The following is a 26,956-nucleotide window of genomic DNA, read 5'->3' on the forward strand; positions in this document are numbered from 1 at the left end:
TTAATCTCGAAAATCCTGACTAATCCTGGTTCAGATGGTTATATATCCGCAATGGCCCGTTCGGCACCTTCCTGATATTCTTCCTCAATTTCGGCAACTTCGGCGGGTTTGGTTTCGGGGTCGAACAGGCGGGTGGCCATTGCTGCTTTCTCCGTGACGTCGAAGAAACGCTGGTGCATATTGAATGGCTCACTACCTGCCGTAACCTCACATTTTTTGAAGCTACCGTCTTCGTTCAACTCGTAGGCGTTAACATTATCGCGCAGATTGTAGTCGAGAATGAGTATCGCCAATTGCTTTACGCGCGGATCGGCTAAATAAAACAGCGATTCGATGCGCCGGTCGAAACTGCGTACCATCACGTCGGCACTGCCACCGTAAACTTTCGGGTCGCCGTTGTTATGGAAATAATAAATCCGCGTGTGTTCTAAGAAATCGCCGACAACAGATCGCACATTGATATTTTCGCTCAGACCAACCCGTTGCGGACGCAGGCAGCAGATACTCCGCACAATCAGTCGTACCGGAACGCCCATCTGCGATGCTTTGTAGAGTTCGTCGATTACGGCTTTGTCTTCTAATGAGTTAACCTTAATGCAGACACCGCAGGGCAACTCTTTCCGGGCGTTATCGGCCTCAATGCGAATCAGCCGAATCAATTGCTCGCGCATGTCGCGCGGGGCCGTAATCAGGTATTTGTATTCGTTGGGCAGCGAGTGGCCCGTGATAACGTTAAAAAACTCCGAGATGTCGTGCGTATATACTTCATTGGTTGTCAGGAGGCCAATGTCGGTGTAAAGTTTCGAGGTGTCTTCATTGTAGTTGCCCGTTGCCATGTGGGCATAGCGCACCACGCGATTGCCCTCGTTGCGTACTACAAGCAGCAGTTTCGTATGGGTTTTGAAACGGCTGATGCCGTAAATAACGAAACAGCCTGCTTTTTGCAGTCGCTGCGCTTCCCGGATATTGTTTTCTTCATCGAATCTGGCTTTTACCTCGAACAGCACCGACACGTGTTTGCCGTTTTCGGCGGCTTTCAGCAATGCTTCCGTAATGCGCGACCGCTTCGCCAGCCGGTATACGGTGATCTTGATTGCCAGTACGTTGGGGTCTTCAGCGGCCTGTTCGAGCAATTGCAGCACCGGCTCGAAATTATTGTATGGGTGGTGCAACAGCAGATCGCGCTGTTTGATGAGGTCGAAAATATTGTCAGTTTTTTCGCGGCTCATACTTGCCCGCGACATACCCATTGGCGGCACCGGCACGTGAGGACGGGGCATGTCTTCCTTAAATTCAGGATGACCGATAACTTGCCAGAAGGCCGAAAAATCGAGCAGCGTACTCGACTCGAAAATGTTCAGGTCGTCGATTTCCCAGCGTTTTTTCAGCAGATTAATCATCCAGGGCGCACCGGGTCGTTTCACAACCGCCGATTCCATACAGCCACCTTCGACCTCTATCCGCGTCACGCGACCCAGCCGCCTGTTTTTGATTTTTTGCCGAACTTCGTCAATAAAATCAACCTCGTCGTCATCGTTTTCTTCGAGCGTAAAATCACCATTGCGCGTGATGCGAAACAGGTTCACCGATAAGATTTCGACGTTGCGGTACAACTTTTTGATATGTTGCCGAATGACCTCTTCGATAGGCAGAAACACCATGACATCGTCGCGCTCGAAGGAGAGGAATCGGGGTAGATTGGCCGGAATCTGCACGAACGACAGCCGCTGCCGTTCTTCTTCGTCTTCCGAACGCAGACTTTGCAGGTCGGTCCCGTCGGGGTTCTGCGTTACAACGCCAAAGATCAGCACCTTCGCCAGCAACACCGGGAACGTATGCGTGTAATCGTACAGCATTGGCGTCAGCGTCGGGTAAATTGTGCGGTCGAAGAAATCGGTAGCTTCAGTTTTTTCGCGGTCGGTCAGGTCATTATAATTCGCCAGAAACAGTTCATTTTCGGCAAAAAGTGGTAGTAGCTGGTCCGTAAAAACGGCCTGCTGCTCGCGGCAGAATTGTTGGGCGGTAGTGAAAAGGGCTTTTCTGAACGGCACTTCGCGCAGACCCGAATAGTCGATGCGTTGTTTGTGATAATCTAAATAGTTATACAGACTACCCACGCGAATCATAAAAAACTCATCGAGGTTTGAAGCCGAAATCGCCAGAAACTTCAGCCGTTCCATCAGCGTTCGTTCGGGGCTGCGGGCCTGATCGAGTACACGCTCGTTAAACTTCAGCCAGCTTAAATCGCGGCTGAGGTAATTGCTTTGGTCTATAACGCTGCTTACTTTTTCGCTAACCTTTGCCATTTTATCAATTGCCTGCACAGGCTCATTAGGGTGCCGGTGTCTGAACCGGGAAATAAAAGCTCCCAAAATCGTCCGGCCCGGATCGAGGTGAAAACGCATACACAACTAAATTCTATGATAGAACACGCAATCCGCATTCTATCTCTACAACATACAATTTTAACGAAAAAGCGGGCTAAAAAGCCCGCCTTATGTTATTATTTAATATACGGGCGTCATTGAAGCCTGCTATAGTATCATCAATTCTGCATTGTCTTCCGGAATGAGTACAGACCAATGCGGCACAGACAAGACTATTGCTATTTGCTTTATTCTGCCCAGCTTAAACAGATCATCAGGCTGATTTTCAAGTAGTCTGTACGTTTTCAGGCTCACTCCCATTCTGTCGGCCATGATCTGTTGCGTAATGCCTTGTATCTCCCGAATTTGTTTGACGCTGGCACAGATACTTTGCTTGTAGGTATCGTTTTTATTGATTTTTTGAACAAAATTCAGCGCAGATGTAGTTAAATCAGTTTTCATAATTGACGTTGGCTCAGAGTCAGTAAGGTTTGCAATTAAATCAGTGAGTGATATCTCGAATATAGAAGCTATTTTTCTCAACTCTCTGATAGCCAACTTGTCTTCATCTTTATTTTCTAAATAGCTGTAGGCCGTCTGGCTTATGTTCATTTTAAAAGCCATGTATTCCTGATTATATTGACAGGACAGGCGCAACGTGCGGATTCGGTGTGTTAAAGATAGCATAGGATAAAGAAGCAATTCATGAAGTAGGATATAGACAGATTTATTATATCGAAGTCACACACGATGTATGAATGCATAGTGATTATTTTAATATAAAGCATACTAAATAAATACCTTTTCTTGCTAAAGAAGGTAACTTTCTTGCTAAGGCTGCGTAAGAAAGCTCATTAGCTTTGCCCCGCCAAAATGATGCAAGATGCCATTTAAGACAAGGTCTCTTTTCGTTAGTGCTTTTTGCTTGCTATCATGCACAGGTTTCGGTCAGAATAACCCTAAAGTTGACAGCACAATCGAAACGCCAAATTACCGCCAAAGTAAAGTAGTTAAGTATGCAAATCCTGCTTATCCTTTTACAATAATCGATTACTCGGATAAGTTATACACGATGCGTCAATTTACCGAAGGGTATCTGTCGCTATATCGGCTTTCGTCGGATGCGGTTTATAGACACACGCCCCAAAAACACCAATATTTGATTCTGCCCGTGCAGATGCTGGCGTCTCTTTATTTTATTCCGCTGACGCATGAAGAAGGCCACCGTTCTGTACTCACAAACCTTTCGATTGGCTCTGTTTCAGACCCTTTGTTCAAGCGTGGAGTTGCCAAAGTGGTTGGTGTTACGGATCTGACGCTTCAACACCTACGAGATACGAATCTGCCCGAATACATTCGGTTGCATACGGCTGGTCTTGAGTCCGATTACATGCTGACTAAACGTGAGCAGCAATTGGTGGCGTTCGGGCAGGAGAAACTGAAAAATGTGATTGGCGATTTTTACCCGCGTCGCTTAGGCATAGCCTTCTACTTTATATCGAGTGCTTTTTCTACTAAAAATCACATTGAGGCAGAAGAGGGCAATGAACTGGAACGGGATATTGTAGGAGACGATATTCGGGGGGCGGTGCGCCATTTACATCGACCAACAGACTCGTTTTACCGATACACCAATTACGCTGACTTGTTGCCCAACGAGCGGAAATACATACGCAAAGTCGGTTTCTGGTCACTGCTGAATATAGCCAACCCGATGTTGTTTGGGAAAAGCACATTTGCTATGACGCAGAATTTGAGCATGAGTTTTGGATTAGGCTATATTTTAGTACCCTTTGGTACAATGGCCGAAGAAAACATCTGGATTAGCTACAGGAATAACAACAACATTAGCCTATGTGTCAGGCAATACAGTAATCAGCGTAATACGTTTTGGGGTGCAGAACTTGCCCTTTTCGATAAACTGATCGGGCGTCACTGTGCCGTGTCAGGCAGCGTACAAGGCTGGAAACAACCGCAGGATTTAAGCTTCACAACAAACAAAGGTACGTTGGGCGGGGCAGCGATGCTGCGGCTGGGTTATCGCATGTATGGCAAGACAAGTTCGCCGTTTCAATGGTTGTCTGTCGATGGAAACGTGCGGGTTAAAACCGAAGGTTTCATACCCGAAGACCCGTCGCTGAAATCGGCTACTAATCTGGCTATTGGTATCTCAGTTTGTCCTAATTAATAAATCAGAATTTTTGCATGAAAACTAACAAATGGATTACGCTCACGCTGGCGTTTGCTTTGGCTTGTATTGCCTTAACTGTAAGGGCACAAACCACTGAACCTCCAATCGACAGTGCACAGTACGCCCGAATTTATGTTTATCGTCCATTCTTTGTGTTCTCTTCGTTGATTGGTTTTGGTTTGAGAAAAGATGGTGTGAAGGTTGCTAAATTACGTAATAATTCAGGGCGCGAAATCAAAGTGTATCGGCCTGATATTATTGCCATTTCAACAAAAAGCATAGAGCGTCAATCTTCCGTACAGCTAAACGTTGAATTAGGAAAGAAATATTTCATTCGTTGTAAGCCACGTCTCAGCTATCTAACAGTTAATCCTAAACTGCAATTGGTTGATGCTGAGTCGGGTGAGCGTGAATACAAAGATATTGTAAAGGAAAATTAGAGCAATCTCAACCAGATTTTTTATGAAAACTCACAAATGGAGCAAACTAATGTTGGTGCTTGGTTTGGTGTGTAATGTCTTATCAACAAAAGCACAGTTTAGGGAATCTCCAGCAGACAGCACTCAGTATGCCCGGATTTACGTGTATCGGCCATTCACCTTTTCGGCTGTTTTATTGGGGTTCGGCATTCGGAAGGATGAACAGAAACTGTTTAAACTTCGCAATCATTCTGCTCATGAAATTCGTGTGTACCGGGCAGGCTCTGTATTGCTATCGGCGAAAAGTCCTGAACGTAAATTCAAAATGCTGATAAATGTAGAGTTGGGCAAGTCATATTACGTAAGATGCAAGCCCGGTATTAGCTACTTAACGGTCAATCCTAAACTACAATTAGTTGATAATGAGTTGGGTGAGCGTGAGTATAAAGAAATTACAGACGAGAATTAGGTTGTGAAGGCAAAACATAGTTAGACGAAAGCTGAGCCTGAACAGGCTCAGCTTCGTATTTAGGGTTTTAAACATCTACGCGAGCGTATTTCGCGTTTCGTTCGATAAAGTCGCGTCGGGGAGCTACGTCGTCGCCCATCAACGTTGAGAAAACATGGTCGGCGTCGGCGGCTGACTCAACCGTTACGATCTTCAGCGTTCGGGTGTCGGGGTTCATGGTCGTACTCCAGAGTTGCTCGGCGTTCATCTCGCCCAGACCCTTGTATCGTTGCACGTTCACGTTCTCTTCGCGACCCGTACCTGCCAGTTCTTTTACAGCAACTTCGCGCTGCTGTTCGGTCCAGCAATACCGCTCTTCTTTGCCTTTCTTCACAAGGTAAAGGGGCGGCTGGGCAATGTAGATGTATCCGTTGTCGATCAGCGACTTCATGTTGCGGTAAAACAGCGTCAGAATCAACGTTCTGATGTGGCTGCCATCAACGTCGGCGTCGGTCATGATGATGATCTTGTGATAGCGGAGTTTTTCCAGATTCATCACCGTTTCATCGTCTTTCTTTTCGAGCCGAACGCCGAGGGCCGTCCAGATGTTTTTGATCTCCTCGTTCTCGTAAATCTTGTGCTCAAGGGCTTTCTCTACGTTCAGGATTTTACCGCGCAGGGGTAATATAGCCTGAAACGCCCGGTTACGACCCTGTTTGGCAGTTCCGCCCGCCGAGTCGCCCTCTACCAGATAAAGTTCACATTTCTCAGGGTCGGTATCCGAGCAGTCGGCGAGTTTGCCGGGCAGGCCCATACCGCTCATAAAATCCTTACGGTCGGCCATGATGCGTTTGTAGGCCAGTTCTGCCGCAATCCGCGCCTGTGCCGATACCAACACCTTCTTTACGATGCCCTGCGCCGTTTTCGGGTTTTCTTCCAGCCAGGTTTCGAGCATGTCGGCCATTGCCTGACTTACCGCGCTCACTACCTCCTGATTCCCTAATTTGGTCTTGGTTTGCCCTTCAAACTGCGGCTCGGCCACTTTCACCGACACCACGGCAGTTAGCCCTTTGCGAAAATCTTCGCCCGTAAAGGTCAGCTTGCCGAGATTCTTGAACTTATCGGCGTTTTTATCGGCGTAGGTTTTCAGTACCCGCGTCAGAGCCGACCGGAAACCCTGCACGTGCGTACCGCCCTCGTGGGTGTTGATGTTATTGACATACGACAGCACGTTTTCAGACGCTTCGTAATTATACACCAACGCCACCTGCACCGGGGTCGAGCCTTTCAGGTTCTCCATATAGACGGGACTCATTCCGTCGAGCGAGGGGCGGGTTTCGTCGAGGTATCTGACAAACTCAACCAGCCCGCCCTGCGAATGAAACTCGGTTTGGTTAACGGGTTCGCCGTTCTCATCAAGCTCCCGCATGTCTTTCAGGAAAATGCGGATACCCTTGTTGAGGTAAGCCAGTTCGCGCAGGCGACCGGCTACGGTGTCATAGCGGAAAACCGTTTCATTGAAAATGCTGCCGTCGGGTTTGAAGCGCGTAATGGTGCCGGTTTCATTCGAGTCACCAATGACACGCACGTCATATTGTGGCACCCCAATTTTGTACTCCTGCTCAAAAACTTTGCCTTCGCGGTGTACTTCTACACGCAGGTCGGTCGACAGTGCGTTCACGCAGGATACGCCTACGCCGTGCAAACCGCCCGACACTTTATACGTGTCTTTATCGAACTTACCACCGGCGTGTAGCACCGTCATGGCGATTTCAAGGGCCGACTTGCCTGCTTTGGTATTGATGCCGGTTGGAATACCCCGGCCATTGTCGCGGACAGTGATCGAATTGTCGGCGTTGATTGTAACGTGAATGGTATCGCAATAGCCCGCTAAGGCTTCGTCAATCGAGTTATCGACAACCTCCCAGATAAGGTGGTGTAGCCCCTTCACACCTACGTCACCAATGTACATGGCCGGGCGTTTACGAACGGCTTCCAAACCCTCCAGAACGGTAATGCTGTCGGCTCCGTAAGCCTTTGGTGTGGTATCAACAGAAGCTTCTTCTTCGATCAGTTCGTTGGTCATATCAGATTGATAAATAGTCGAATTTTGCTGTTCAGGGTTCAGATGAAACCACTTGCCAGACGGATGATTCAGATTGTAAAAATACAAAAAATATCGGTCATTTCCTACCCCGGTTGGTAAGATTGGCTTAATATAGGCAAAATAAATGTAACGGTCAGGATAACCGCCTGTCTGCTCAACTGATGGACATTTTAGCGGTTACTGCCCGGTAAAGCTGGCAACTGATTTTCGTGAAAGTGACCCCGGTTCAGCCCCATTGGGATGCCAAAAAATGACTCTGCCAATTTCCTGAAAAAGTATTATTGCCCGCAATTTGTTCTAAAGGCGAAATGTATAGCTTTGCAGCTATGAATGGTTTACAAATTGCCGCTGCTACTGAAGCAGATATTCCGGCTCTGAACAGGCTGGTAAACAGTGCCTATCGGGGTGATAGCTCGCGTCAGGGCTGGACTACCGAAGCCGACCTGCTTGATGGTATCCGCACCGATGAAGACAGTCTGCGGTCTATGTTGAGCAACCCCCGCGCTACTATCCTGAAATGCCTACAGACCGATGCGTTGGTGGGTTGCGTCTACCTTGAACAAAAGGCTGATGAACTTTATTTGGGTATGCTGACGGTATCGCCTGCCTTACAGGATAAAGGTATTGGCCGACAATTGCTGGCGGCTGCCGAAGAAATAGCCTTTCAGCGACACTGCCGGGCCATTACCATGACGGTGCTACCGCAGCGGCACGAACTCATTGCCTGGTACGAACGGCGGGGCTATACGAATACCGGCGAAACCAAACCGTTTCCGATGGATGACCCCCGTTTCGGTTTGCCTAAGTTGCCGCTGTCGTTTATTGTAATGAAAAAACAATTATGACTATGAAAACCCTTTTTCTATGTGGGCTGATTGCCCTTGTATCCGGTAGCGTTCAGGCGCAGTCCGTTGAAGAAACGCTGACCAAGATGGGCATTACGCTCATTGCGCCCACTAAACCTACCGCCAATTATGTGAAGGCCGTCCGAACGGGTAATTTGCTGTTTCTGGCAGGCCATGTTTGTACGCGTGCCGATGGGTCGGGCATTATGGGTAAACTCGGCAAAGACCTCACCATTGAACAGGGCTACGAAGCCGCCCGCCTGACGGGGATTTCGCTGCTCAGCACACTCAAAGCCGAATTGGGCAATCTCGACCGTGTTCGGCGGGTGGTGAAAGTAACAGGATTTGTTAACTCCGCGCCCGATTTTGGCGATCAGCCAAAAGTCATCAATGGTTGCTCCGACCTGCTGGTAGCGGCTTTTGGCGAGAAGGGTAAACACGCCCGCTCGGCGGTGGGCATGGGTGCTCTGCCGCAGAATTATGCTGTCGAGATCGAAATTGTTGTAGAGATAGAGTAGTTCTTTTAACCGATAAATCAATTCGTCGTACAACATGGCAGGGTTCTGTGTACCTATGTATCTGTTTGACATGCCCGTTTTTACCACACAATTCGCATAGTTCAACCAAGTATAAACCACAAAACACTTCCCTGTCATGAACGAAGAACACATCATCCTCCGCGCTCCCTCCGTTTCTACCCGCGACATTTTCGCCGGGAGTGGTGGGGGCTTCTCGACGCTCGAAAGTGCCGAATCCATCGTTGCCGGTTTGTCGGTCGAAGTGGCCGACCTGACAACGAGCGACCTGGCCGACATTACGCGCAGCCCCGACGTGGTAGCCGTGGCACCGGGCGTACCCATGAAATTGGTAGAACCCTTTGAGCGGATGGACGTACCCCAGCCAACGGCGCAGTCGATTGCGTGGGGAGTTCAGGCCGTTGGTGCCGATACATCGCCGTTTACGGGTAACGGCATTGTTGTGGCCGTACTCGATACGGGCATCGATGCGGCTCATCCGGCTTTCGCGGGTGTAACGATCATCCAAAAAGATTTTACGGGCGAAGGCGATGGCGATCAGGATGGACACGGTACGCACTGCGCCGGTACAATTTTCGGACAAACGGTTAACGGCACCCGCATCGGTGTAGCCACGGGAGTTCGGAAGGCACTCATCGGCAAAGTATTAGGTGAAAATGGCGGAGGAAGTGCCGGTATTGTGAATGCTGTGAACTGGGCTGTTCAGAACGGCGCGAACGTTATTTCTATGTCGCTGGGCATCGACTTTCCGGGGCTGGTGAAACGGCTGGAAGGGTCAGGTATGCCCACCGAACTGGCCGTATCGAAAGCACTGGAAGGCTACCGGGCCAACGTGCAGTTGTTCGAAAAGCTGGCGCAGTTGGTTCGGGCGGGCAGTGGATTTTTCCAGCCGACGCTGTTGATTGCAGCCGCTGGCAACGAAAGCCGAAGAAACGTGAACCCTCAATTTGAGATTGCCGTCAGTCCACCAGCCGTGTCGGATGGATTCATTTCCGTAGCTGCTCTGGGGCAAAGCGGCACGCAGTTTTCGGTCGCACCGTTTTCCAATACGGGTGCCATTGTGGCTGGGCCGGGCGTAAACATTCTATCGGCTAAACCCGGTGGTGGTTTTGCCAGCATGAGCGGCACGAGTATGGCAACACCCCACGTTGCCGGTATAGCGGCTCTGTGGGCCGAGCAACTCCGGGCCAACGGCGTTTTGTCGCCCGGCACACTTACAGCCCGCCTGATTGCATCGGGCGTAACAGGTAATCTGGTGTCGGGATTCGATCCGTTCGACGTTGGCACGGGCATGGTCCGCGCTCCGCAGTAAGCGTACCTCACCCCTGAAGGGAGCCTGCTGGCGCACTCATATGCCTTCGGCGAAACTACTGTTGCGTCAGTATGCTCCCTTCAGGGCGGGGGGTACTTAATAACTACCGATTCCCCTGATTAAACTAATCCCATTCGGCGTTGCCAAAGCCAGCGTTTGTTGCGAACACGCTGGTGCCAATTGCTTTACCCTTTAGAAAATGAGTATTTTGTATAATAATTCCATTTGATATAACTATTCGCTGTACAATTGATTTATAGCATAATCGGTGAATTAATTCGGAACACGGCCCGGTGGCCTGCTATGGCAACAAGTATTACGACTCCAGACCTGATACGTCACTGGCTGATTCGGATAGCTCGCGAACAGGACGCGCAGGCATTTCGCTACTTGTTCGATCACTTCTATCAGGACGCCTACCGGGCTGCTTTTTATCTTCTGGAAGACCGTGAAACCGCCGAAGAAGCTGTGTCAGACGTGTTTGTGCGCATCTGGAATCGGCGCGATGAACTCGAAACCGTCATGCACCCCCGCGCCTACCTCCTAACGGCCATCCGAAATCAATGCCTGAATCAGCTTCGCAAAAACAATCCGCAACACATCGCCCTTGACGACTTGACGAGCGACCCCGATGAGGTGGCAACTCCCGAGCAGGAACTGATTTGGGCCGATTTACAGCAGCACGTCAATCAATTTGTAGCAACGTTGCCGCCCCGCTGCCAGTTGATTTTTCGGATGGTGCGCGACGAACAGCGTTCTTACCGCGACGTGGCCGAATCGTTATTGATTAGTCCGAAAACGGTTGAAATTCAGATGGGTATCGCGCTAAAGCGACTGAGCCAGTTTGTCCGATTGCCAACCTCGGCCCTGTCGCCTACAAATCGCTGATTATTTTTTAGGGGTGCGCTGCGTCGTTTGGTGTCTGTATGGGTAAACCCCTTGCCGATGACCTACGACGACCCATTCTGGGAACAACTGGCTCGTTACTTCGCCAACGAAGCCACCGACGACGAACGCCGACTTATTGACGAATGGCTGGCCGCTACCGAAGAAAACCGCCAGTTGTTCCGGCACCTTCAACAACGCTGGCAACAGCCCGTCAAACCCGATTTACCTGAATCGAACGCTGCCGACGTTTGGGAACGGCGGATTGGCCCGCTGATAACTACCGACGACGTGCCCACCGTTCGGCCTCTGCCTGTTGGTGGGTGGTTGCCGGGCGGCTGGTGGCGCGTGGCGGCTGCGGTGGCCGGGCTGCTGCTGGGTGGGATGCTGCTGTACCGGCTATGGCTACCCGCCCAGCCAACCCTACAGGTGGCGCAGAATGCGCTGGGTACGCGCTCCCGGATTACGCTCCCCGATGGAAGCCGCGTTTGGCTCAATGCCGATAGTCGGCTCGAATTTCCGAAACAATTTAAGGGGACGATGCGTGAGGTTCGGTTAACGGGCGAAGCTTTCTTCGATGTCGCCCACAACCCGCGCCAGCCGTTTGTGATTCGACTCGAAACGGCCAGCATTCGCGTGTTAGGTACATCGTTCAATGTGCGGGCCTATCCGGACGATGCGGCTGTAAAAACAACCGTCGTAACGGGCCGGGTGGCGTTTATTCCAAACAAAGCACCCCGACAAACGGCCCGTCAGCCTGCACAGCCCGATACGCTCTTTCTGACACCCAACCAGCACGTAGTACAGCAAACGCAAACCTTGCAGGCCGTTACAGAACCGGTGGTGGCACAGCACGAAGCGGCCTGGAAAGATAATCGATTGGTATTTGAGCAAACGCCGATGGCCGAGGTTGCCCGGACGCTCGAACGCTGGTACGGTGTTTCGGTTACGCTCGAACGCCCCGACCTGGCCCGCTGCCCGCTTACGGCCACGTTCGACGGCCAGTCCCTGCCCGATGTTATGAACTTGTTAGCCCGCACGGGTCGCTTTCAGTACACCCTGACCAACCAAACGCTCATCATCCGGGGCCGGGGCTGTACGAACTGATTTTTTGCATTGAACCTGTCCAATTTCCTACTCCATCTACCCATGAAACGTTTTTTATTCATTACCCTATTACTAATCAATGGCCCTGCCGGGTGGGCACAGTCGACTCTGCTTGCCCGGAACGTTGCTGTTCGTTCTGATACGCCCCCCGCCCGCGACGTTCGTATCAGCCTGAACGCAGCAAATCGCCCGCTCGACCAGCTTTTGAAGGACATCGAACGGCAAAGCGGCTACACATTCCTGTACAGCACCGAACGGCTTCGGGCCGTTCGGCGAACGATGACGGCCACTAACCAATCGCTTCAACAGGTGCTGACCGACCTGATTACGCCACTCGGTATGACCTACGAATTGGTTGGCCGACAGATTATTCTGCGCGAAACAGACCCAAACGGCCCGGCGGTGGTCGCCGAACGAACCGTTGGCGGACGGGTGACGGCCACCGATAGTCCCGACGGAATGCCGGGCGTGAACGTTAGTCTGAAAGGCTCCAGCCGGGGCACCGTCACCGACCGGGCGGGGCGGTACAGCATCAATATTCCCGACCGTCGCGACGGGCCGGAAGGCAAGCCGGTATTGGTGTTCTCGTTTGTTGGTTACGAACGGCAGGAGGTATCCGTGGGTACACAAAGCACCATCGACGTGCAGCTAAAACCCGACGACCGTGCGCTCAACGAGGTGCAGGTGGTGGCGTTTGGTGAGCAGCGTACCCGCGACGTAACTGGCTCTATTGCCGGTATTAAAGCCGCCGATATCCGGCTCAACACAGCCGCCAGCCCCGACGTGGCGTTGCAGGGCCGGGCCGCCGGGGTGCAAATCACGCAGGCAGGCGGCACCCCCGGCGGGGCCGTGCGTATCAACGTGCGCGGGGTAGCTTCTATCAACTCCAATGCCCAGCCGTTGATTGTGATTGATGGTGTGCCGGTGCTGTCGTCGGCCTTTGGCACCGGGGGCGTTGCGATGAACCCGCTGGCCGAAATCAACCCCAACGACATTGAAAGTATGGAGGTGCTGAAAGATGCCTCGGCGTCGGTGTTGTTTGGGTCGCGGGCGGCCAACGGCGTCATTCTTATCACCACCAAACGCGGGGCGTCGGGCAAACCAAGATTCGACGTGGGCTACGAGGAAGGCGTTAGCTCGCCCACAAACCGGGTCGATTTCGTTGATAACGGGGCCGATCTGTTCGATATTTACAAACGAGCCGCCCGGAACACCAACCGCACCGGCCTGACGCCCGTGGTGCCCAACCTGTCGAATCTGGTGCCAACGGGCATTCTGCGCGGTTCGCTGCCGCCATCGTTCGATAGCCAGCTTATCGACTCCACTACGCTGTACAATGGGCGTACCAACTGGCTCGATCAGGTGCTGCGGCAGGGGCGATACCGGCAGGCGTCGCTGTCGGTAGGCGCGGGGGGCAAGCGGATGTCGACCTACGTTAGTGGGTCGTACCGGCGCGAAGACGGCATCGTTATCGGGCAGTCACTCGAACGCGTGAGTGGCCGGGTAAAGCTCGATTTTACGCCGGTGCGGTGGTTGCAGGGCGGCATCAACCTGTCGGCCAACGGGCTGAACAACCCAACCATACCACTCGATAACTCGTACCGGCTGGCTCTGTCAACGGCCCTGCCTGCCTATCCCGTTCAACTGCCCGATGGTTCGTTTTTCAACGGCATCAGCAACGGCACCAACAACGCCTTCACCATTGGCTCGAACCCGATTTTCTTTCGTAACAACTACTCGAATCAGTCGAAAACGTTCCGCAGCACCAACACGGCTTATCTGCAACTACAACCCCTGCCGGGCCTGACTGTTCGGACGGAAGCAGGCTACGACTACCAGCGAACCCGCAACGACATTCTGCTAAACCCAACACTGTATCCAACAGGAATATCCGCGCAGGAGCGTAACGGAAATGGCCGCGCCGAAAACCGCGACGTAATCAACCAGACGACCAACATCAACAACCTGATAACGTATCAGCGTAACCTTGGCAAAGACCATGCGCTGAAACTATTGGTGGGCAACAGCGTTCAGAGTACCCGCAGCGACAACGAAACCTACGTGACCGAAAACGTGCCGGAAGGAGCCAGAGGAGGCCGTGATACCGCGCGAACGGTAGTGTTTACCGACCAGATTTCGTTCCGGTTTGTGTCGTACTTCGGGCGCGTCAACTACGCTTTTCGCGATAAATACCTGCTCGAAGCCAGTCTGCGTACCGATGGGTCGAGCCGGTTTGGGCCGGGCAACCGCTGGGCTACGTTTCCGAGCGTATCGGCAGGCTGGGTCATGAGCGATGAAGCGTTTCTACGCAGCATACCGGCACTTAGTTTCCTGAAACTGCGGGCCAGCTACGGCCTGACGGGCAACGCCGAAATCGGCAACTTTTCATGGCAGAAAGCGTTTACGTTCGTTGGCTACAACGCGGCTATCTACGGCGGCATACAGGGCGGGCAGTTCACCAATCCCGGCAACCGCGACCTGAGCTGGGAATCGACCCGGCAGTTCAACGCCGGGCTTGACTTTGGACTGCTGGGCAACCGCATCAGTGGCACCGTCGATTACTACGATAAAGTGTCTGACGGGCTGCTGCTCGATTACCAGTTGGGGCCGCTTTTCGGGACTATCAACAACGTGATGACCATTAACCTCGGCTCGGTGCGCAACCGGGGCGTTGAGTTCTCGATTACGACGAAGAATATTCAGCGCAGCCGCTTCAAATGGACCACGAACTTTAACATTGCCAACAACCAGAACCGGGTGCTGAGTACCTACACAGCTCCGTTCCTGAACTATCCGTTCCAGTTTATCAGCACGCCCAACATTGCTGCCGTAGGGTATCCGCTGGGGACGTACTACCTGCCCCAGTTTGCCGGTTTCGACCCTGTTACGGGCAATGAGCTATTCTACGAACGCGACCGGTCGGTGTTTGCCAACACGGGGCAAACCGTCAGAACGGGAAATCTCTGGGATGGCACCATCAACAATCAGGCGGGCAACAACCAGTTTATTCTGGCGGACCGAACGCCCTACCCAATCTTTTTTGGTGGCTTGAACAACACGTTCCAGTTCGGGGCATTCGACCTCAGCGCATTAATTTATTTTCAGTATGGCAACTGGATTTACGATCAGGGCGAACGGGCACAAAGCTACCCGGCTTTAATTACAACTGGGGCTTTCCAGACCACTCAGGTGCTGCGCCGAAACATTCCCGGTATCGGCGACGTGCAAACGGCCATTCGCCAGGACGACAACGTGGCACTGAACCGCCTGGCTTGGGGATCGAACGCCCGCACCAACGAATCGACGCGGTTTTTGCACAATGGCTCGTTTGCCCGGCTAAAAAACATACAGATTGGCTACAATCTGCCCACCGATGCCGCCCGGAAACTGCGACTCCGCACCCTGCGCGTGTTCGTAACGGGGCAAAATCTGCTGACCCTGACCCGCTTCAACGGCTGGGACCCGGAGGTATTCCGCAACGGCGGACCCGAAGGTGGAACCGCCAATCTCTCGCCGGGACTAACCAACAACGACCTGCCGCAGGTACGCACTTATGTATTTGGCCTGAACGTCGGATTCTAAACTTATGAAAACGAAACACATCTTTATCGGTCTGCTAACGGGTGCCGCGCTGGGGCTGGCAGGCTGCGAAAATTTTCTGGACGAAGTATCGTCGAAAACCCAGATTCAGGCCGAAAACGTCAGTCAGGTACAGGAGTTAGACATCCTGCTGACGGGTGCCTACGCCGGTATTGCCCGCAACGTGGCCTTTGGCGGCAACGCGCTTATCATCGGCGAAACATTTGGCGATCTGGTTGCCGTCAATAACGTCAATTACCGCAACAATCCTGGTCGGTCGTCGCGGGTTTATACGTACACGCACCGCGAAGAAGATTACGGTTTCCAGGCTGAGTTTCTGCAATGGAGCACGTTTGGCCTGAACAATGCCAACAACGCACTCGAAATTCTGCGCCGGAATCAGGTACAGACGCCCGGCCAAACCGACGTTCGGCGTAACATCGAGCAGCAGCGCGGGCGGCTCGAAGGCGAAGCCCGCTTTATTCGGGCCATGTGCGTATTCGAGCAAACGCGGCTGATGGCGTACCCCTGGGGCCACACGCCCGACAATAGCCACCCCGGCCCTATTGCGGCCTACCGGTCGCTGTCGGAGTTCAGCGATCTGGCGTACCCACGCCTAAGCGTTCGGGCGGCTTACGACTCGGTGCTGAACGACCTGCGAATTGCCGAGCGGCTGCTCCCCGACAACTACGACCCTGCCCGACACCTGCCCGATTATCAGCCCCGTGCCAACAAATACGCGGCTCTGGCCCTGATGGCGCGGGTATATGCCCAGCAGGATAATGCCGATAGCTGCCTTGCCGTTTGCAACCGGCTGCTTGGCACGGGTAGCAGCTATCGGTTTCCGTTGGTGGCGGGCAATCAGATGCTGACGAACCTGTTTCAGCGCACCGGCATTACGCCCACCACAAACTCGGCCAATCGCGATGAGGTGATTTTTGAGTTGGTGAACGTGGCAGGCCGGAACGTGCAGACCACCAACGGCGCAGTTATTCGGGTGCATTACGTGCTGCAAACGGCTTATACACCCGCTCAGTTGGCAAACGTAAACACGCTTACGGCAGGGCCAAACCTGCGGATGAGCCAACGGTTTAAAACGCTGGCGAACTTCGACCGCACCCGCGATTTGCGCTACCGGACGCTGCTCGATACGGCTTCGGCAGCAACAGCCGCCACGGCCTGGAACAACCCAAACCGGCTGTGGTTCACCCGCAAATGGGGGAGTTTAGGCACCAGTAACCTCGGCCCGGTGCAGGGCGTCAATACCAACGTGGTATTGTATCGGTCGGCTGAATTTGTGCTGCTGCGGGCCGAAATGAACGCCCGCCGGGGCAATACGGCGGCTGCACTGACCGACCTCAACGCCATTCGGACGCGGGCCGGGTTGCCCGCCCTCGCCACGCCCCCCGCCGATCTGCTGGCCGAGATACGGACCGAGCAGGTGCGCGAACTGTTTACGGAGGGGCAGCGCGTGTATGACCTCAAACGCCGTCGCGAAGCCATCGACCCCGCCGACCGGCCAACCTCGCCCAATGGCGTTGACTGTGCGGCTGGTGGGTGTCAGGCGGTTGCATGGAATAGCCGCCTGACCGTGTTTTTAGTGCCGCAAACGTATTTAGACCGCAATCCGCTGGCCGTTCAAAATGATTAATCGACTCATGAAACGTTCCTTCATAATGCTGCTGGCCGGTCTGTTGCTGGCCTGCGCCGACGATGCCCTGCCAACGCTGGCAACTGCCGACGATGCGCTGAAAACCTCGCTGCGGGGTGTGTGGCTCCCTACGCAGCTACAGATCAAATACCAGGTGGGCCTGACGCCCCGGCAGCGCGATACTACCATCACGCTTACGCCCGCTACGGCTCCGCTGCTGGTGCCGAACCGGGCCAACGTGATTATGCCATTTACCGATACGCTCTACATTGGCACGGTAGCTACGGCCCGCATCGACACGTTTTTTACCCGCAACCGGGGACTTCGCCAACAGGGTAATTTCTTTCTGACCACCGGGGCCGATGCCGGGGCGTCGGTGCTGCGCGTAGGGCGACCTACCTACACGCGGGGGCAGCTTACCCGCTGGAACTATGATTTTGTGTTCCACGGTACAGTGCTGCCCAATCCGCAGAATCAGCCGGTGTTTAGCTTCACGAGCTACCCAAACTACCCGCTCACGGTTCGGGAGGTGACGGGCAATCGGTTAGTGCTTGGTTTTCAGACAACGGGCAATATCAACAACCTGCCGCAAGTACCGGTTACGACTGCCAATCAAAACCAGAACACCACCTGGGCGGGCCGCGTCGCGCTTATTACGGCTACGTTCACCAAACAGTGACGGTAGCCAATAGCGGTTAATAAACCTATAAGCCCCCGGCTTCAGTCCGCAAAAGGATGAGAAGCTGGGGGATATTTAAACAACCCAATTATCAATTTCCGCCCGTTTTCCCCTTCGCATCGGTGCCTGAGTCGGCAACGGCTTTGGTGGGGGTGTTCAACTGATTCCAGTTGATGAGCGCGTTCCAGACCATTGGCGCGTCGTGGTGATTGAGGAAGCGGTGCAGCGGGTCGAAGGTGAACGCCACTACCCGGCCTGCGCCCACCGGTACGTTGAAAATCGCCCCGTGACCAATGATGGCCTGCTCGTTTTTCACCATACCCGATAATACGTAGGGGTCTTCTTTCTTTGGTGCTTTGGTCTCGGACGGTCCGACGTTTCGGTCTTTCGCGGGTTTTTTATCGGGCATTCCCATAATCAGACCCTTGTATTCTTCTTCGTCTTTGAGCGGTTTGGTGCCGTATTGCAGCACCAGCATGTCGCGGTTGTACTTCGCCGTTTGCAGCAGGGGCGTGTTGCCCTTGAAAATCGGGAACGTTTCGGGATACCCGTACAACAGCGGACTATCGGTTTTGCGGGCCTTCGCCATCACCACCGAGCCGGGATGAAACAGCCCCGCACCCGCAGCGGTCGTGTTGGCGCGTAGCGGACGGGCAATACCGGCTTCGGCTACCATCATCGCCGAGTTGTCGAGCGCGACGAGCACCCCGCCCGCTTCTACGAACGTTTTCAGGTTGTTGATACCGTCGAAACCCGGTCCGCCGGTCATGTCGGGTGTGCTGTCGGGGAGGCCGTGATTCGGAAATTCGGCAGTTTTGGTGAACGGCATCGGGCTGTATTTTTTGTCGATTTCGTGGATGAAATCAGCCGCTGTGCCGCCCATACGCGGAATCAGCACCACGTCGAATCGTTTGCGAAGGTCGCCCGCCTTCAGGTCGTCTTTGTCGATGCTGGTATACGGAATGCTGCGCTGATCGAAGGTGTACCGCGCCCAGCCTTCGTCCTGTGTGCTGTACCAACTGTGATAAATAGCCACGCGGGGCAGCGTTACGTCGTGCTGCCGTACCGACGAACCGTTCGCAGCAGGCAGACCCTTAACCGCCTTCAAATCCAGTCCAAACTGCGTACTCAACTTACGCGCCTGTTCGGCGTTCAGCCCGCCAAACACCACCGACCCCGCCGAGAGCGTGTCTTTGCTGTCGAGGATTACGCGCTCGTCCAGCACGGCGGCTTTGGCGGTTTTGCTTTGATTTTTAGCCCAGTACAGGGCGGGTAGCACCGTACTTTGGGCCTTGTAGTTCAGGACATAGTTCGTGCCATCCGATGCGTCGGACCGGGTCAGGCTGCCCGCATACTGTGCGTCGGCGGTCAGCAGTTTGAGGTCGGCGGGCGCGTATTTTACGCTGTCCTGCGCTTTCACATCGACGCCATACAGGTAGCCAAGCGTCCAGGCAATGTCATCGTAAGGCGGGAATTTGGCTTCTTTCGGATAATTCTGTTTGGTAAGCAAACTCACGGCGAGGTTTCGATACGGCTGATTCAGCAACACCACATAATCGCCTGCGTTCAACCCGGTTTCGGCTTTATGGACCTCGATAGCCTGCGCCCGAAGCTGATTCACCAAATAAGCCGCCATGCCGGGGTCGCGCTGGTCTTTGGGAATTACAAAGGCGCGGGGCGTTTCATCGGTGCCCTTCCGAATGGCGTTCACGCCCTTCTGGTAAAAGTTTTTGATGAGCAGTCGGCTGTTGGTGGCCCCGTAAGAAAGCGACGCCAGCACACCCGCCTGCATGTAGTTGATGTTGTTGCGATACGACCAGTAAACTTTCTCCGTAGGCGGCACGGGTCGATACCATTCTTTACTGGTGGCCGGGTCGCCGGCGTATTTCTGCTCGGCTAAGTCGCGCAGGTAGGTACTGGCCCCGGCGTTGCCGAAGGTCTCGTAGAACCGGCCCGTTGAGTTGTGGTTGTTGGAAATCCAGAGGCCGTAGCCGGGATACCAGCCGTCGTAGAACGCCCACGTAAATACACCTGGCAAACCCTGCGCGGCCAAACTCGTGATGTCGTGGTGCGCCATCGTCTGCCACTCGCCAATGGTAATCGGGTCGATGGTTTCGTTGTACGGCCCGGTGCCGGTCGAGATGTAGAGCAGCGGCACCGATTCGTGCAGATCGAGCGAGACAACCGGGTGCCAGTCGTAGTAGATTTTATACAACCCTTTCGTAATGGCCTGCGTGTTTTGCAGCCCGTCGCGGTTGTTGTCGTGGTAGGTGTATTTGCCCCAGTACGGCACGCTCGGATGCCCGTCGGCAAACTCTTTGCGGTTTTTGGTGTAGCGATAGTACCAATCGACCTGCTTGTCCCAGCCGTCGGGTTCCGATACGGGGTTTATCAGCACGATAATGTTATCGCGAATGGTTTTGATGTCTTCGCTTTGACTGGTTGCCAGCCGATAAGCCAGTTCCATCAGCATCATCGGCGACCCCATTTCGGGCGAGTGCATGCCGCCGTTGAGGTAATACACCAATTTCGTATCGCCCAGAATTTTTTCTAAATCAGCCGGATTCACCTGGCGCGGGTCGGCCAGCAGGGCGAGCTGTTTTTTGTAATGGTCGAGCCGTTTCTGCGCATCGTCGTTACCGATGATGACGAGGTTGATGGGCCGACCTTCTTCGCTCGTCAGCACCGGTTCCATGCTCACGTAGGGCGACGCATCGGCCAATTTTTTGAAGTAGCCGTAAATTTCCGGGGTGCGGTGCAGTACGCCCGGCGCACCGATAATCTGCCCAAAATGCTTCCGGGGCGAGGGTACGTTGGGGTCGTCGGGCAGGTTCAGCACCGACGCGGGCAGAAAACGCGGGTCGGTGGTGTACTCGCGTATTTTCTGGTTATAAATCTCGTCGATCTGTTGCGCCTGCAGCGAAACCGTCGCGAAGACTATACCGGCAACTGTATTAAAGCCGTAACGAAGTTTCATGCGATAACTGATTGGGTTTATGCCTTTGTGAAAAAAGCAAGTTACCACAATTTCTTAACCGCGATACAATCAGTTATTGAGCAGGCGAATAATCGGGCACATCAACTTGTTTACCTGGGCGATGCCACCAGATTCGTAGCCGCTGCCAGCCTGCTTTGGCTTTATAGTACATAAATGCAGCCTGAAGGCGGCTTTCGCGGAAAACTCGTTGTAGGAGTAGGTCGTTGCCTGTGTAATACCGATGGATTCGGTTTTTTGAATTACCCTGAAAATGCAGCGCACTCATGCGAACGGTGGTATTCTTCAATTGATTATAGGCGATGGGTTGTCCGTTTCGCAGCCATTTTATACGCTTCACTCGTCCCTGCATAGCATATTCCCCATGCTCATAGTTGGTTGCCATCATCATGTTGTGGTCGAATACCTGATTATCGGCCACAACAGACTGATTGAGAATGGTTTCTTTATTACGTATATAGAACAAATACAGAGCTGTCATGTCCGAAATACCAACATGGCAATTATTCAGCAACGGATTCGCACAAATGGTCTCCCAGTCTGATCGGATAAGCGCGTCTGTATACAGACTTAATAGAAACGTGCAGAAATTAGCAATGCCCGCTCGTGTCCAGCACGAAACATGCCCTGATGCACAATGCACCCAGCCGTGGTCGGCTCCGATGCTAAACGCGGCCTGATAATTTCCACGGTGCATCCGTTGAGCCAGTTCGTTCAGATCACCATACAGCATGATGTCGGAGTCAGCGGCCAGGATTATTTCATAACCTTTTTGTTGCATGAACTCATGCACGATGAACCACCGTTGAAAACAAAATAATTCGTAATCGAACGGGTTGGGCGACACGTGTTCATAGCAGTTTGCAAAGTAAGTGCTTGATTCGGCGGGTAACGATTCAATAGGTATACATTCTATCATCGGGTAAGCAGCTTTGACCTGATTACCGATCAAATAAACGGAACTGGCGGGATTAGATAATTTTGCCTGGCGTAAGGTAAAATTCAGATAAAAGTGCTTGTTTCTATGGACAAACACTATAGGCATAGTAGATGGGAGGGGTAAATCTGTAAGCCGCCCATTCGTATGTGGTTTTTTCATGGAAGGTCAATAAAATGTCTTAGGAAATTTATAATAAATCCTACAGAATATATAAAGTAGTAAGTAAGGCTTTTATTGAACGGTCAATAAGTGTGTAGTTAGTAACATCTATTTAAGTCGACTATGACACACATTAAAGGTCTACAGCATACGAATTGTGGACGGATAGACCCCACAATTTGCGTACTATAGACCTTTGATTGAAAACCTACGAATACAAACGAAACTCACTTCTTAAGCCGCTCATAAAACACCCAGCCGTCTTTTTCGCCGGTTTTTCGCACGTCGGGCAACGAGTCTAAATGCGTGGGTGTTTCCTGAGCTTTGCGTATAAACCATACGTCTTTGTCGATGCGCCCGTGCATGAGCCAGTCGTCGTTATAGTAGTTGGTGTTCCGAACGGGTGGTTTCATCGTGTAGAAAAACGGACCGTAGCTGCGGTAGCCGTAGGTTTTTACGTACACATCTTTGCCCTGCGACCGCTCGAAAAACCGCATGGCCGCATCCTGCGAAATGCCTTCGATACGCCCGATGAAAAACCAGAGCGTCAGCGTTACGAATACGCCCATGCCCACAAACAGCACAACAGGGGCCTGTGGCATGGTTTGCCGCTTGCCGAACCAGTAGATAGTCAGGCCCAGCAGCACAACGAGCCACACGCCCGGCAGCACTTCCCAACCTGTCCAGTTCACGTCGGCGTTCAGATTGCCCTGCGTAAATGGGTCTTTGTCGGCCAATGATTTCACTACGTCCATGCGTTTTGCCAGCAGCGGCAAACCAACCGTTGCCAGCACAAAAACGCCCCCAACAATAATAAGCCCGGCCCGCATCCAGCCGTTGAACGTAATTTTCCGGTCTTCTAACTGCGTGATGGTCAGGGCAGCTAAATAGGTAATCGGGAAATAGCAGAGCGACGAATAATGCACGATTTTCGACTGCACGACCGTAAAGAGCAGCAGCACTACCCAGAATAGCATGAGCATCCACCGCCGAAATTCACGCTGGTAGTTACGTTCGATGAACAGGGGTGCAAACGCCCGTAGCGCAAAAATGGACGCTGGAAAACAGCCTACCAGCAAAATAATAAAATGATAACCCGGAAAGCCGCCATGCCCGGCGTCGGGTGTGCTGAACAGCCGAATGCTGTAGGCAATGAAATTGTCGATGAAAGCGGGGCCATGCAACCAGGTTTCCAACCCTACCCACGCCAGCGGAAACACAGCAGCCGCCAGCACAAATACCAGCCCTTGCCAGAGCGACAGATACCATCGGAAACGGCTTAATGCCCAGTAGGTTACGGCAGTCAGGCCCAGCACCAACAGCGCAACCGGCCCTTTGGTCAGAATAGCCAGCCCAACCGAAAAACCGCCGATGAGCAGGTAAGCCCACTCACTTTTCGGTACAATCATCTTGCTGCCCAACTGCTCGCGCTTCCACGATGCGAAAATCAGATTGACTAAGCCGATGAAAATAAACAGGTTGAAAACCGGGTCGATAATGCCCGACCGGAAGTAGAGATGGGGCAAAACAGAGCCTACATACGCCAGCGACCATAGCAGCCCGAAGCGGTGGCCGTTCAGTTTTTTGCCGATGTGATAGAGGTAAATCAGCGTTATGATGCCGCAGAGCGCATTGGGCAACCGAGCCGTAAACTCGCTAACGCCGAAGAGGTTCATCCAAACCGCCTGACACCAGAAAAAGAAGGGCGGTTTTTCGTAAAAGGGTTGATAATCAATGTGAACGCGGAGATAATCGCCCAGAACGGTCATCTCGCGGGCACACTCGGCAAAGTTGATTTCGTCCCAGTCGAACAGGCGAACACCGCCCAGAAATGGTAGAAAAAATAACGCGCCCAACCCGGCCAGTACAAGCGAAAAGAAAAGCTTTTGATTCATAAAGCGTAAAATTAGCCTAAAAAAACATTGCCCCGGATTCGCGATATTCGCGCCGGAAGTTGTGACACAGAGATGCACCGAGCAAACATAGAGATACACAAAGTTTTTAATTGTTCTCTGCGTATCTCCTTTTAACGCTGTGTATCTCTGTGTTACAACTTTCCCTCTAACTTACTACAACCGCCTATGCTTCCGAATCACCGCTTCACTGACCTCCCGGCCTACGCACAACTCCGGGCGCATTACGAAACAATCAAAGACCAGCACCTGCGCGATCTGTTTGCCCAGAATCCTGCCCGCTTCGATGCGTTTTCGCGCCAGTTCGATGACATTCTGCTCGACTTCTCGAAAAACCGAATCACTACCGAAACGTTTGGGTTGCTGCTGCAACTCGCCGAACAGGCTGGCTTGTCTGAGGCCATCAGCCGGATGTTTTCGGGCGATAAAATTAACCAGAGCGAAGACCGTGCCGTGCTGCATGTAGCCCTGCGTAATCGGTCGAACACGCCGGTTTTAGTTGACGGACAAGACGTTATGCCCGACGTGAACGATGTGCTGAGCCGGATGAAGTCGTTTACCGAGCGCGTTCGGTCGGGTGAGTGGACAGGCTACACGGGCGCGGCTATCACTGATGTGGTAAACATTGGCATCGGCGGCTCCGACCTCGGCCCCGTTATGGTGACCGAAGCCCTGAAAGCCTACGCCGACGAACAGAAACTGCGCGTTCATTTCGTCTCAAACGTCGATGGCGTGCATATCTATGAGACGTTGCAAACCGTTCGGCCCGAAACTACGCTGTTTCTGATTGCGTCGAAAACCTTTACTACGCAGGAAACCATGACCAATGCCCAATCGGCGCGGCAGTGGTTTCTGGACAACGGTGGTTCGGAAGCCGATATTGCCAAACACTTTGCGGCTTTATCAACGAACCGGTCGGCAGTCGAAAAATTTGGCATCGACCCGGCCAATATGTTCGGGTTCTGGGATTGGGTTGGTGGGCGATACTCGCTATGGTCGGCCATTGGCCTGAGCATTGCACTCTACATCGGCTTCGATAATTTTGAGGAACTGCTGGCGGGCGGTCACGACATGGATCAGCATTTCCAGACTACTCCGTTAGACCATAATTTGCCCGTAATTCTGGCGTTGGTGGGCATCTGGTACAACAATTTCTTCGGCGCACAAACGCAGGCTATTCTGCCTTATGACCAGTATCTGCATCGGTTTGCCGCTTATTTTCAGCAGGGCGACATGGAAAGCAATGGCAAGTCGGTTGATCGAAACGGGGAAGTGGTTGATTACCAAACGGGGCCGATTATCTGGGGAGAGCCGGGAACGAATGGTCAGCACGCTTTTTATCAGTTGATTCACCAGGGCACGAAGCTGATACCGTGCGATTTTCTGGCCCCGGCTATTAGCCAACGGCCCATCGGCGAACACCACAAAATTCTGATGGCTAACTTTTTCGCGCAGACCGAAGCTCTGATGAACGGCAAAACCAAAGACGAAGCCGCCGGTGAACTCCGCAAAGCCGGCAAAAGCGAAGAGGAGATTGCGGCTTTGGCTCCGTTCAAGATGTTTACGGGCAACCGACCTACCAACTCTATTCTATTTAGAAAGCTGACCCCCGCACACTGGGCCGATTGATTGCCCTGTATGAACATAAAATCTTCGCGCAGGGCGTTATCTGGAACATTTTCAGCTTCGATCAGTGGGGTGTTGAACTGGGTAAGCAGTTGGCCAATCAAATTCTACCTGAGTTGCAGGATAACGCGACTGTTTCAACCCACGATAGTTCGACCAATGGCCTGATTAACGCATTCAAAGCGATGCGACAATCATGAAAATTGGAATAATCTAAAACAACAGCGGCTATCTGCCTGTTAATGGGGTGTAATCAAGATTACGCCCTTTTTTTATACAACTCAACGCAAAACGAAAATACGTTATGAAAACCAAATTTTTCTGCCTGGCTGCATCGCTATGCAGCCTCGGTCTGGCTACTGCCCAGACCACTACTACTAACTCCTACTCGTCGCCGGGTACCACAACCGATACTACCTACAGAGCGACGACCACGACAACGGACAGCACCGGTGCAACCAATACCGGCACAATGAACACCGGTACGATGAATACCGGTACAATGAACAACGCCACCGGTACTACCTATGGCGCAACTACGACAACAACGACCAGCACGTATACCCCAACTGCAAACGCAACGCCAGCGAAAGAGCGCGCATGGGGGAAAGAAGGCAAATTCGGTGTTTACGCCGGTGTGAATTTCTCGCGTTTTGTGCAGGAGCCAATTCAAGATGGCTCGTACCGGGCTGGCTGGCAGGCTGGTATTTATGGCCGCACGGGCGGTACGGTGTTCGGGCAACTGGGTCTGGAATATCGTAACTCAACAACGAATTTGATCCGCCCACGCTCGACCGGTACGAGCGGCACAGGTTTGCCATCGCAGTCGGTCGATAACATATCAGGTCAAATCAATCAGCATTTCATTGCTATTCCTGCTTACGTAGGCTTACGGATTGGTAGCGCGTTGGGCTTGCGCGTTCAGGCCGGTGCCGAACTGTCGACACTGGTAAGAAATCCGAATAATGAGTTTGGAATTGGTTCCGACGATTTTGAACGGGCTATGTTCAATGGTTTGCTGGGTGCTGGAATTAACCTCGGCCCGTTGACGCTGGACGCTGTGTATAACCGTGGTTTCTCGCAGGTATTTACCGACGCTGATACAAAACGGAATATTCTGATGCTGAACCTCGGCTTCCGTTTCTAAGAAACAAGTTACCTGCACATGAAAAAGGGCCGTTCCGACGAACCGGCCCTT

Annotated in this window: 18 protein-coding genes and 1 pseudogene; 13 read left to right on the top strand and 6 right to left on the bottom strand. The window is 52.7% G+C overall.

Going from position 1 to position 26,956, the window contains the following annotated elements; genetic code table 11:
* Nucleotides 1-38 precede the first annotated feature (38 nt).
* Together ppk1 and AWR27_RS02275 are read right to left on the bottom strand one after the other, a co-directional pair.
* A complete protein-coding gene (gene ppk1, locus AWR27_RS02270) occupies nt 39-2,405 on the bottom strand; it encodes a polyphosphate kinase 1 (RefSeq protein WP_077129688.1) in 2,367 nt (788 codons plus the stop codon).
* Nucleotides 2,406-2,534: 129 nt separating this feature from the next.
* Nucleotides 2,535-3,053 (bottom strand): helix-turn-helix domain-containing protein, encoded by a 519-nt coding sequence (locus AWR27_RS02275; protein ID WP_077129689.1) that lies wholly within the window; start codon nt 3,051-3,053, stop codon nt 2,535-2,537.
* A gap of 385 nt (nt 3,054-3,438) precedes the next feature.
* Between AWR27_RS02275 and AWR27_RS02280 the strand changes: the two genes are divergently transcribed.
* The 3 genes from AWR27_RS02280 to AWR27_RS02290 are packed head-to-tail and all read left to right on the top strand — an operon-like array spanning nt 3,439 to nt 5,445.
* A complete protein-coding gene (locus tag AWR27_RS02280) occupies nt 3,439-4,554 on the top strand; it encodes a hypothetical protein (RefSeq protein WP_077129690.1) in 1,116 nt (371 codons plus the stop codon).
* Between the two features lie 17 nt (nt 4,555-4,571).
* Nucleotides 4,572-4,997 carry a hypothetical protein gene (locus AWR27_RS02285; RefSeq protein WP_077129691.1) on the top strand — a complete coding sequence of 142 codons (426 nt, stop codon included), beginning with the start codon at nt 4,572-4,574 and terminating at the stop codon, nt 4,995-4,997.
* A gap of 22 nt (nt 4,998-5,019) precedes the next feature.
* Nucleotides 5,020-5,445, top strand: a complete 426-nt coding sequence (locus tag AWR27_RS02290; RefSeq protein WP_077129692.1) for a hypothetical protein — start codon at nt 5,020-5,022, stop codon at nt 5,443-5,445.
* A 67-nt stretch (nt 5,446-5,512) separates the two neighbouring features.
* Here the strand turns inward: AWR27_RS02290 and gyrB are convergent, their stop codons facing one another.
* Nucleotides 5,513-7,510, bottom strand: coding sequence for a DNA topoisomerase (ATP-hydrolyzing) subunit B (gene gyrB, locus AWR27_RS02295; RefSeq protein WP_077133752.1), 1,998 nt, complete (start codon nt 7,508-7,510; stop codon nt 5,513-5,515).
* Between the two features lie 347 nt (nt 7,511-7,857).
* Between gyrB and AWR27_RS02300 the strand changes: the two genes are divergently transcribed.
* The 8 genes from AWR27_RS02300 (at nt 7,858) to AWR27_RS02335 (ending at nt 18,125) form a co-directional block, all read left to right on the top strand.
* Nucleotides 7,858-8,376, top strand: a complete 519-nt coding sequence (locus tag AWR27_RS02300) for a GNAT family N-acetyltransferase (protein ID WP_077133753.1) — start codon at nt 7,858-7,860, stop codon at nt 8,374-8,376.
* 2 nt (nt 8,377-8,378) lie between these two features.
* On the top strand, nt 8,379-8,894 hold the full coding sequence (locus AWR27_RS02305; RefSeq protein WP_157579086.1) for a RidA family protein: 516 nt from the start codon (nt 8,379-8,381) through the stop codon (nt 8,892-8,894).
* Between the two features lie 136 nt (nt 8,895-9,030).
* Nucleotides 9,031-10,224 (top strand): S8 family peptidase, encoded by a 1,194-nt coding sequence (locus tag AWR27_RS02310; RefSeq protein ID WP_077129694.1) that lies wholly within the window; start codon nt 9,031-9,033, stop codon nt 10,222-10,224.
* 303 nt (nt 10,225-10,527) lie between these two features.
* A complete protein-coding gene (locus AWR27_RS02315) occupies nt 10,528-11,112 on the top strand; it encodes an RNA polymerase sigma-70 factor (protein ID WP_077129695.1) in 585 nt (194 codons plus the stop codon).
* 57 nt (nt 11,113-11,169) lie between these two features.
* Nucleotides 11,170-12,216, top strand: coding sequence for a FecR family protein (locus AWR27_RS02320; protein ID WP_077129696.1), 1,047 nt, complete (start codon nt 11,170-11,172; stop codon nt 12,214-12,216).
* Nucleotides 12,217-12,258: 42 nt separating this feature from the next.
* Nucleotides 12,259-15,798, top strand: coding sequence for a SusC/RagA family TonB-linked outer membrane protein (locus AWR27_RS02325; RefSeq protein ID WP_077129697.1), 3,540 nt, complete (start codon nt 12,259-12,261; stop codon nt 15,796-15,798).
* Nucleotides 15,799-15,802: 4 nt separating this feature from the next.
* Entirely contained in the window at nt 15,803-17,446 is a 1,644-nt protein-coding gene (locus AWR27_RS02330) for a RagB/SusD family nutrient uptake outer membrane protein (RefSeq protein WP_077129698.1), read from the top strand.
* 7 nt (nt 17,447-17,453) lie between these two features.
* On the top strand, nt 17,454-18,125 hold the full coding sequence (locus AWR27_RS02335) for a hypothetical protein (protein WP_232325954.1): 672 nt from the start codon (nt 17,454-17,456) through the stop codon (nt 18,123-18,125).
* 91 nt (nt 18,126-18,216) lie between these two features.
* Here the strand turns inward: AWR27_RS02335 and AWR27_RS02340 are convergent, their stop codons facing one another.
* The 3 genes from AWR27_RS02340 to AWR27_RS02350 form a co-directional block, all read right to left on the bottom strand.
* Complete coding sequence (locus AWR27_RS02340) at nt 18,217-21,102, bottom strand: M14 family zinc carboxypeptidase (RefSeq protein WP_077129700.1); 2,886 nt, start codon at nt 21,100-21,102, stop codon at nt 18,217-18,219.
* Between the two features lie 73 nt (nt 21,103-21,175).
* On the bottom strand, nt 21,176-21,901 hold the full coding sequence (locus tag AWR27_RS02345) for a hypothetical protein (protein WP_157579089.1): 726 nt from the start codon (nt 21,899-21,901) through the stop codon (nt 21,176-21,178).
* 545 nt (nt 21,902-22,446) lie between these two features.
* Nucleotides 22,447-24,114, bottom strand: a complete 1,668-nt coding sequence (locus AWR27_RS02350) for an ArnT family glycosyltransferase (RefSeq protein WP_077129702.1) — start codon at nt 24,112-24,114, stop codon at nt 22,447-22,449.
* Between the two features lie 186 nt (nt 24,115-24,300).
* On the opposite strand from AWR27_RS02350, the pseudogene pgi reads away from it, so the two are divergent.
* Both pgi and AWR27_RS02360 read left to right on the top strand, forming a co-directional pair.
* Nucleotides 24,301-25,958 (top strand): annotated as a pseudogene (pgi, locus tag AWR27_RS02355) (glucose-6-phosphate isomerase).
* Between the two features lie 104 nt (nt 25,959-26,062).
* The gene (locus AWR27_RS02360) at nt 26,063-26,905 is read left to right on the top strand and encodes an outer membrane beta-barrel protein (RefSeq protein ID WP_077129703.1); all 843 of its coding nucleotides are present in this window, start codon (nt 26,063-26,065) and stop codon (nt 26,903-26,905) included.
* The last annotated feature ends 51 nt before the right edge of the window (nt 26,906-26,956 follow it).

It is taken from the genome of Spirosoma montaniterrae (assembly GCF_001988955.1).
GTDB classification, from domain to species: Bacteria; Bacteroidota; Bacteroidia; order Cytophagales; family Spirosomataceae; genus Spirosoma; species Spirosoma montaniterrae.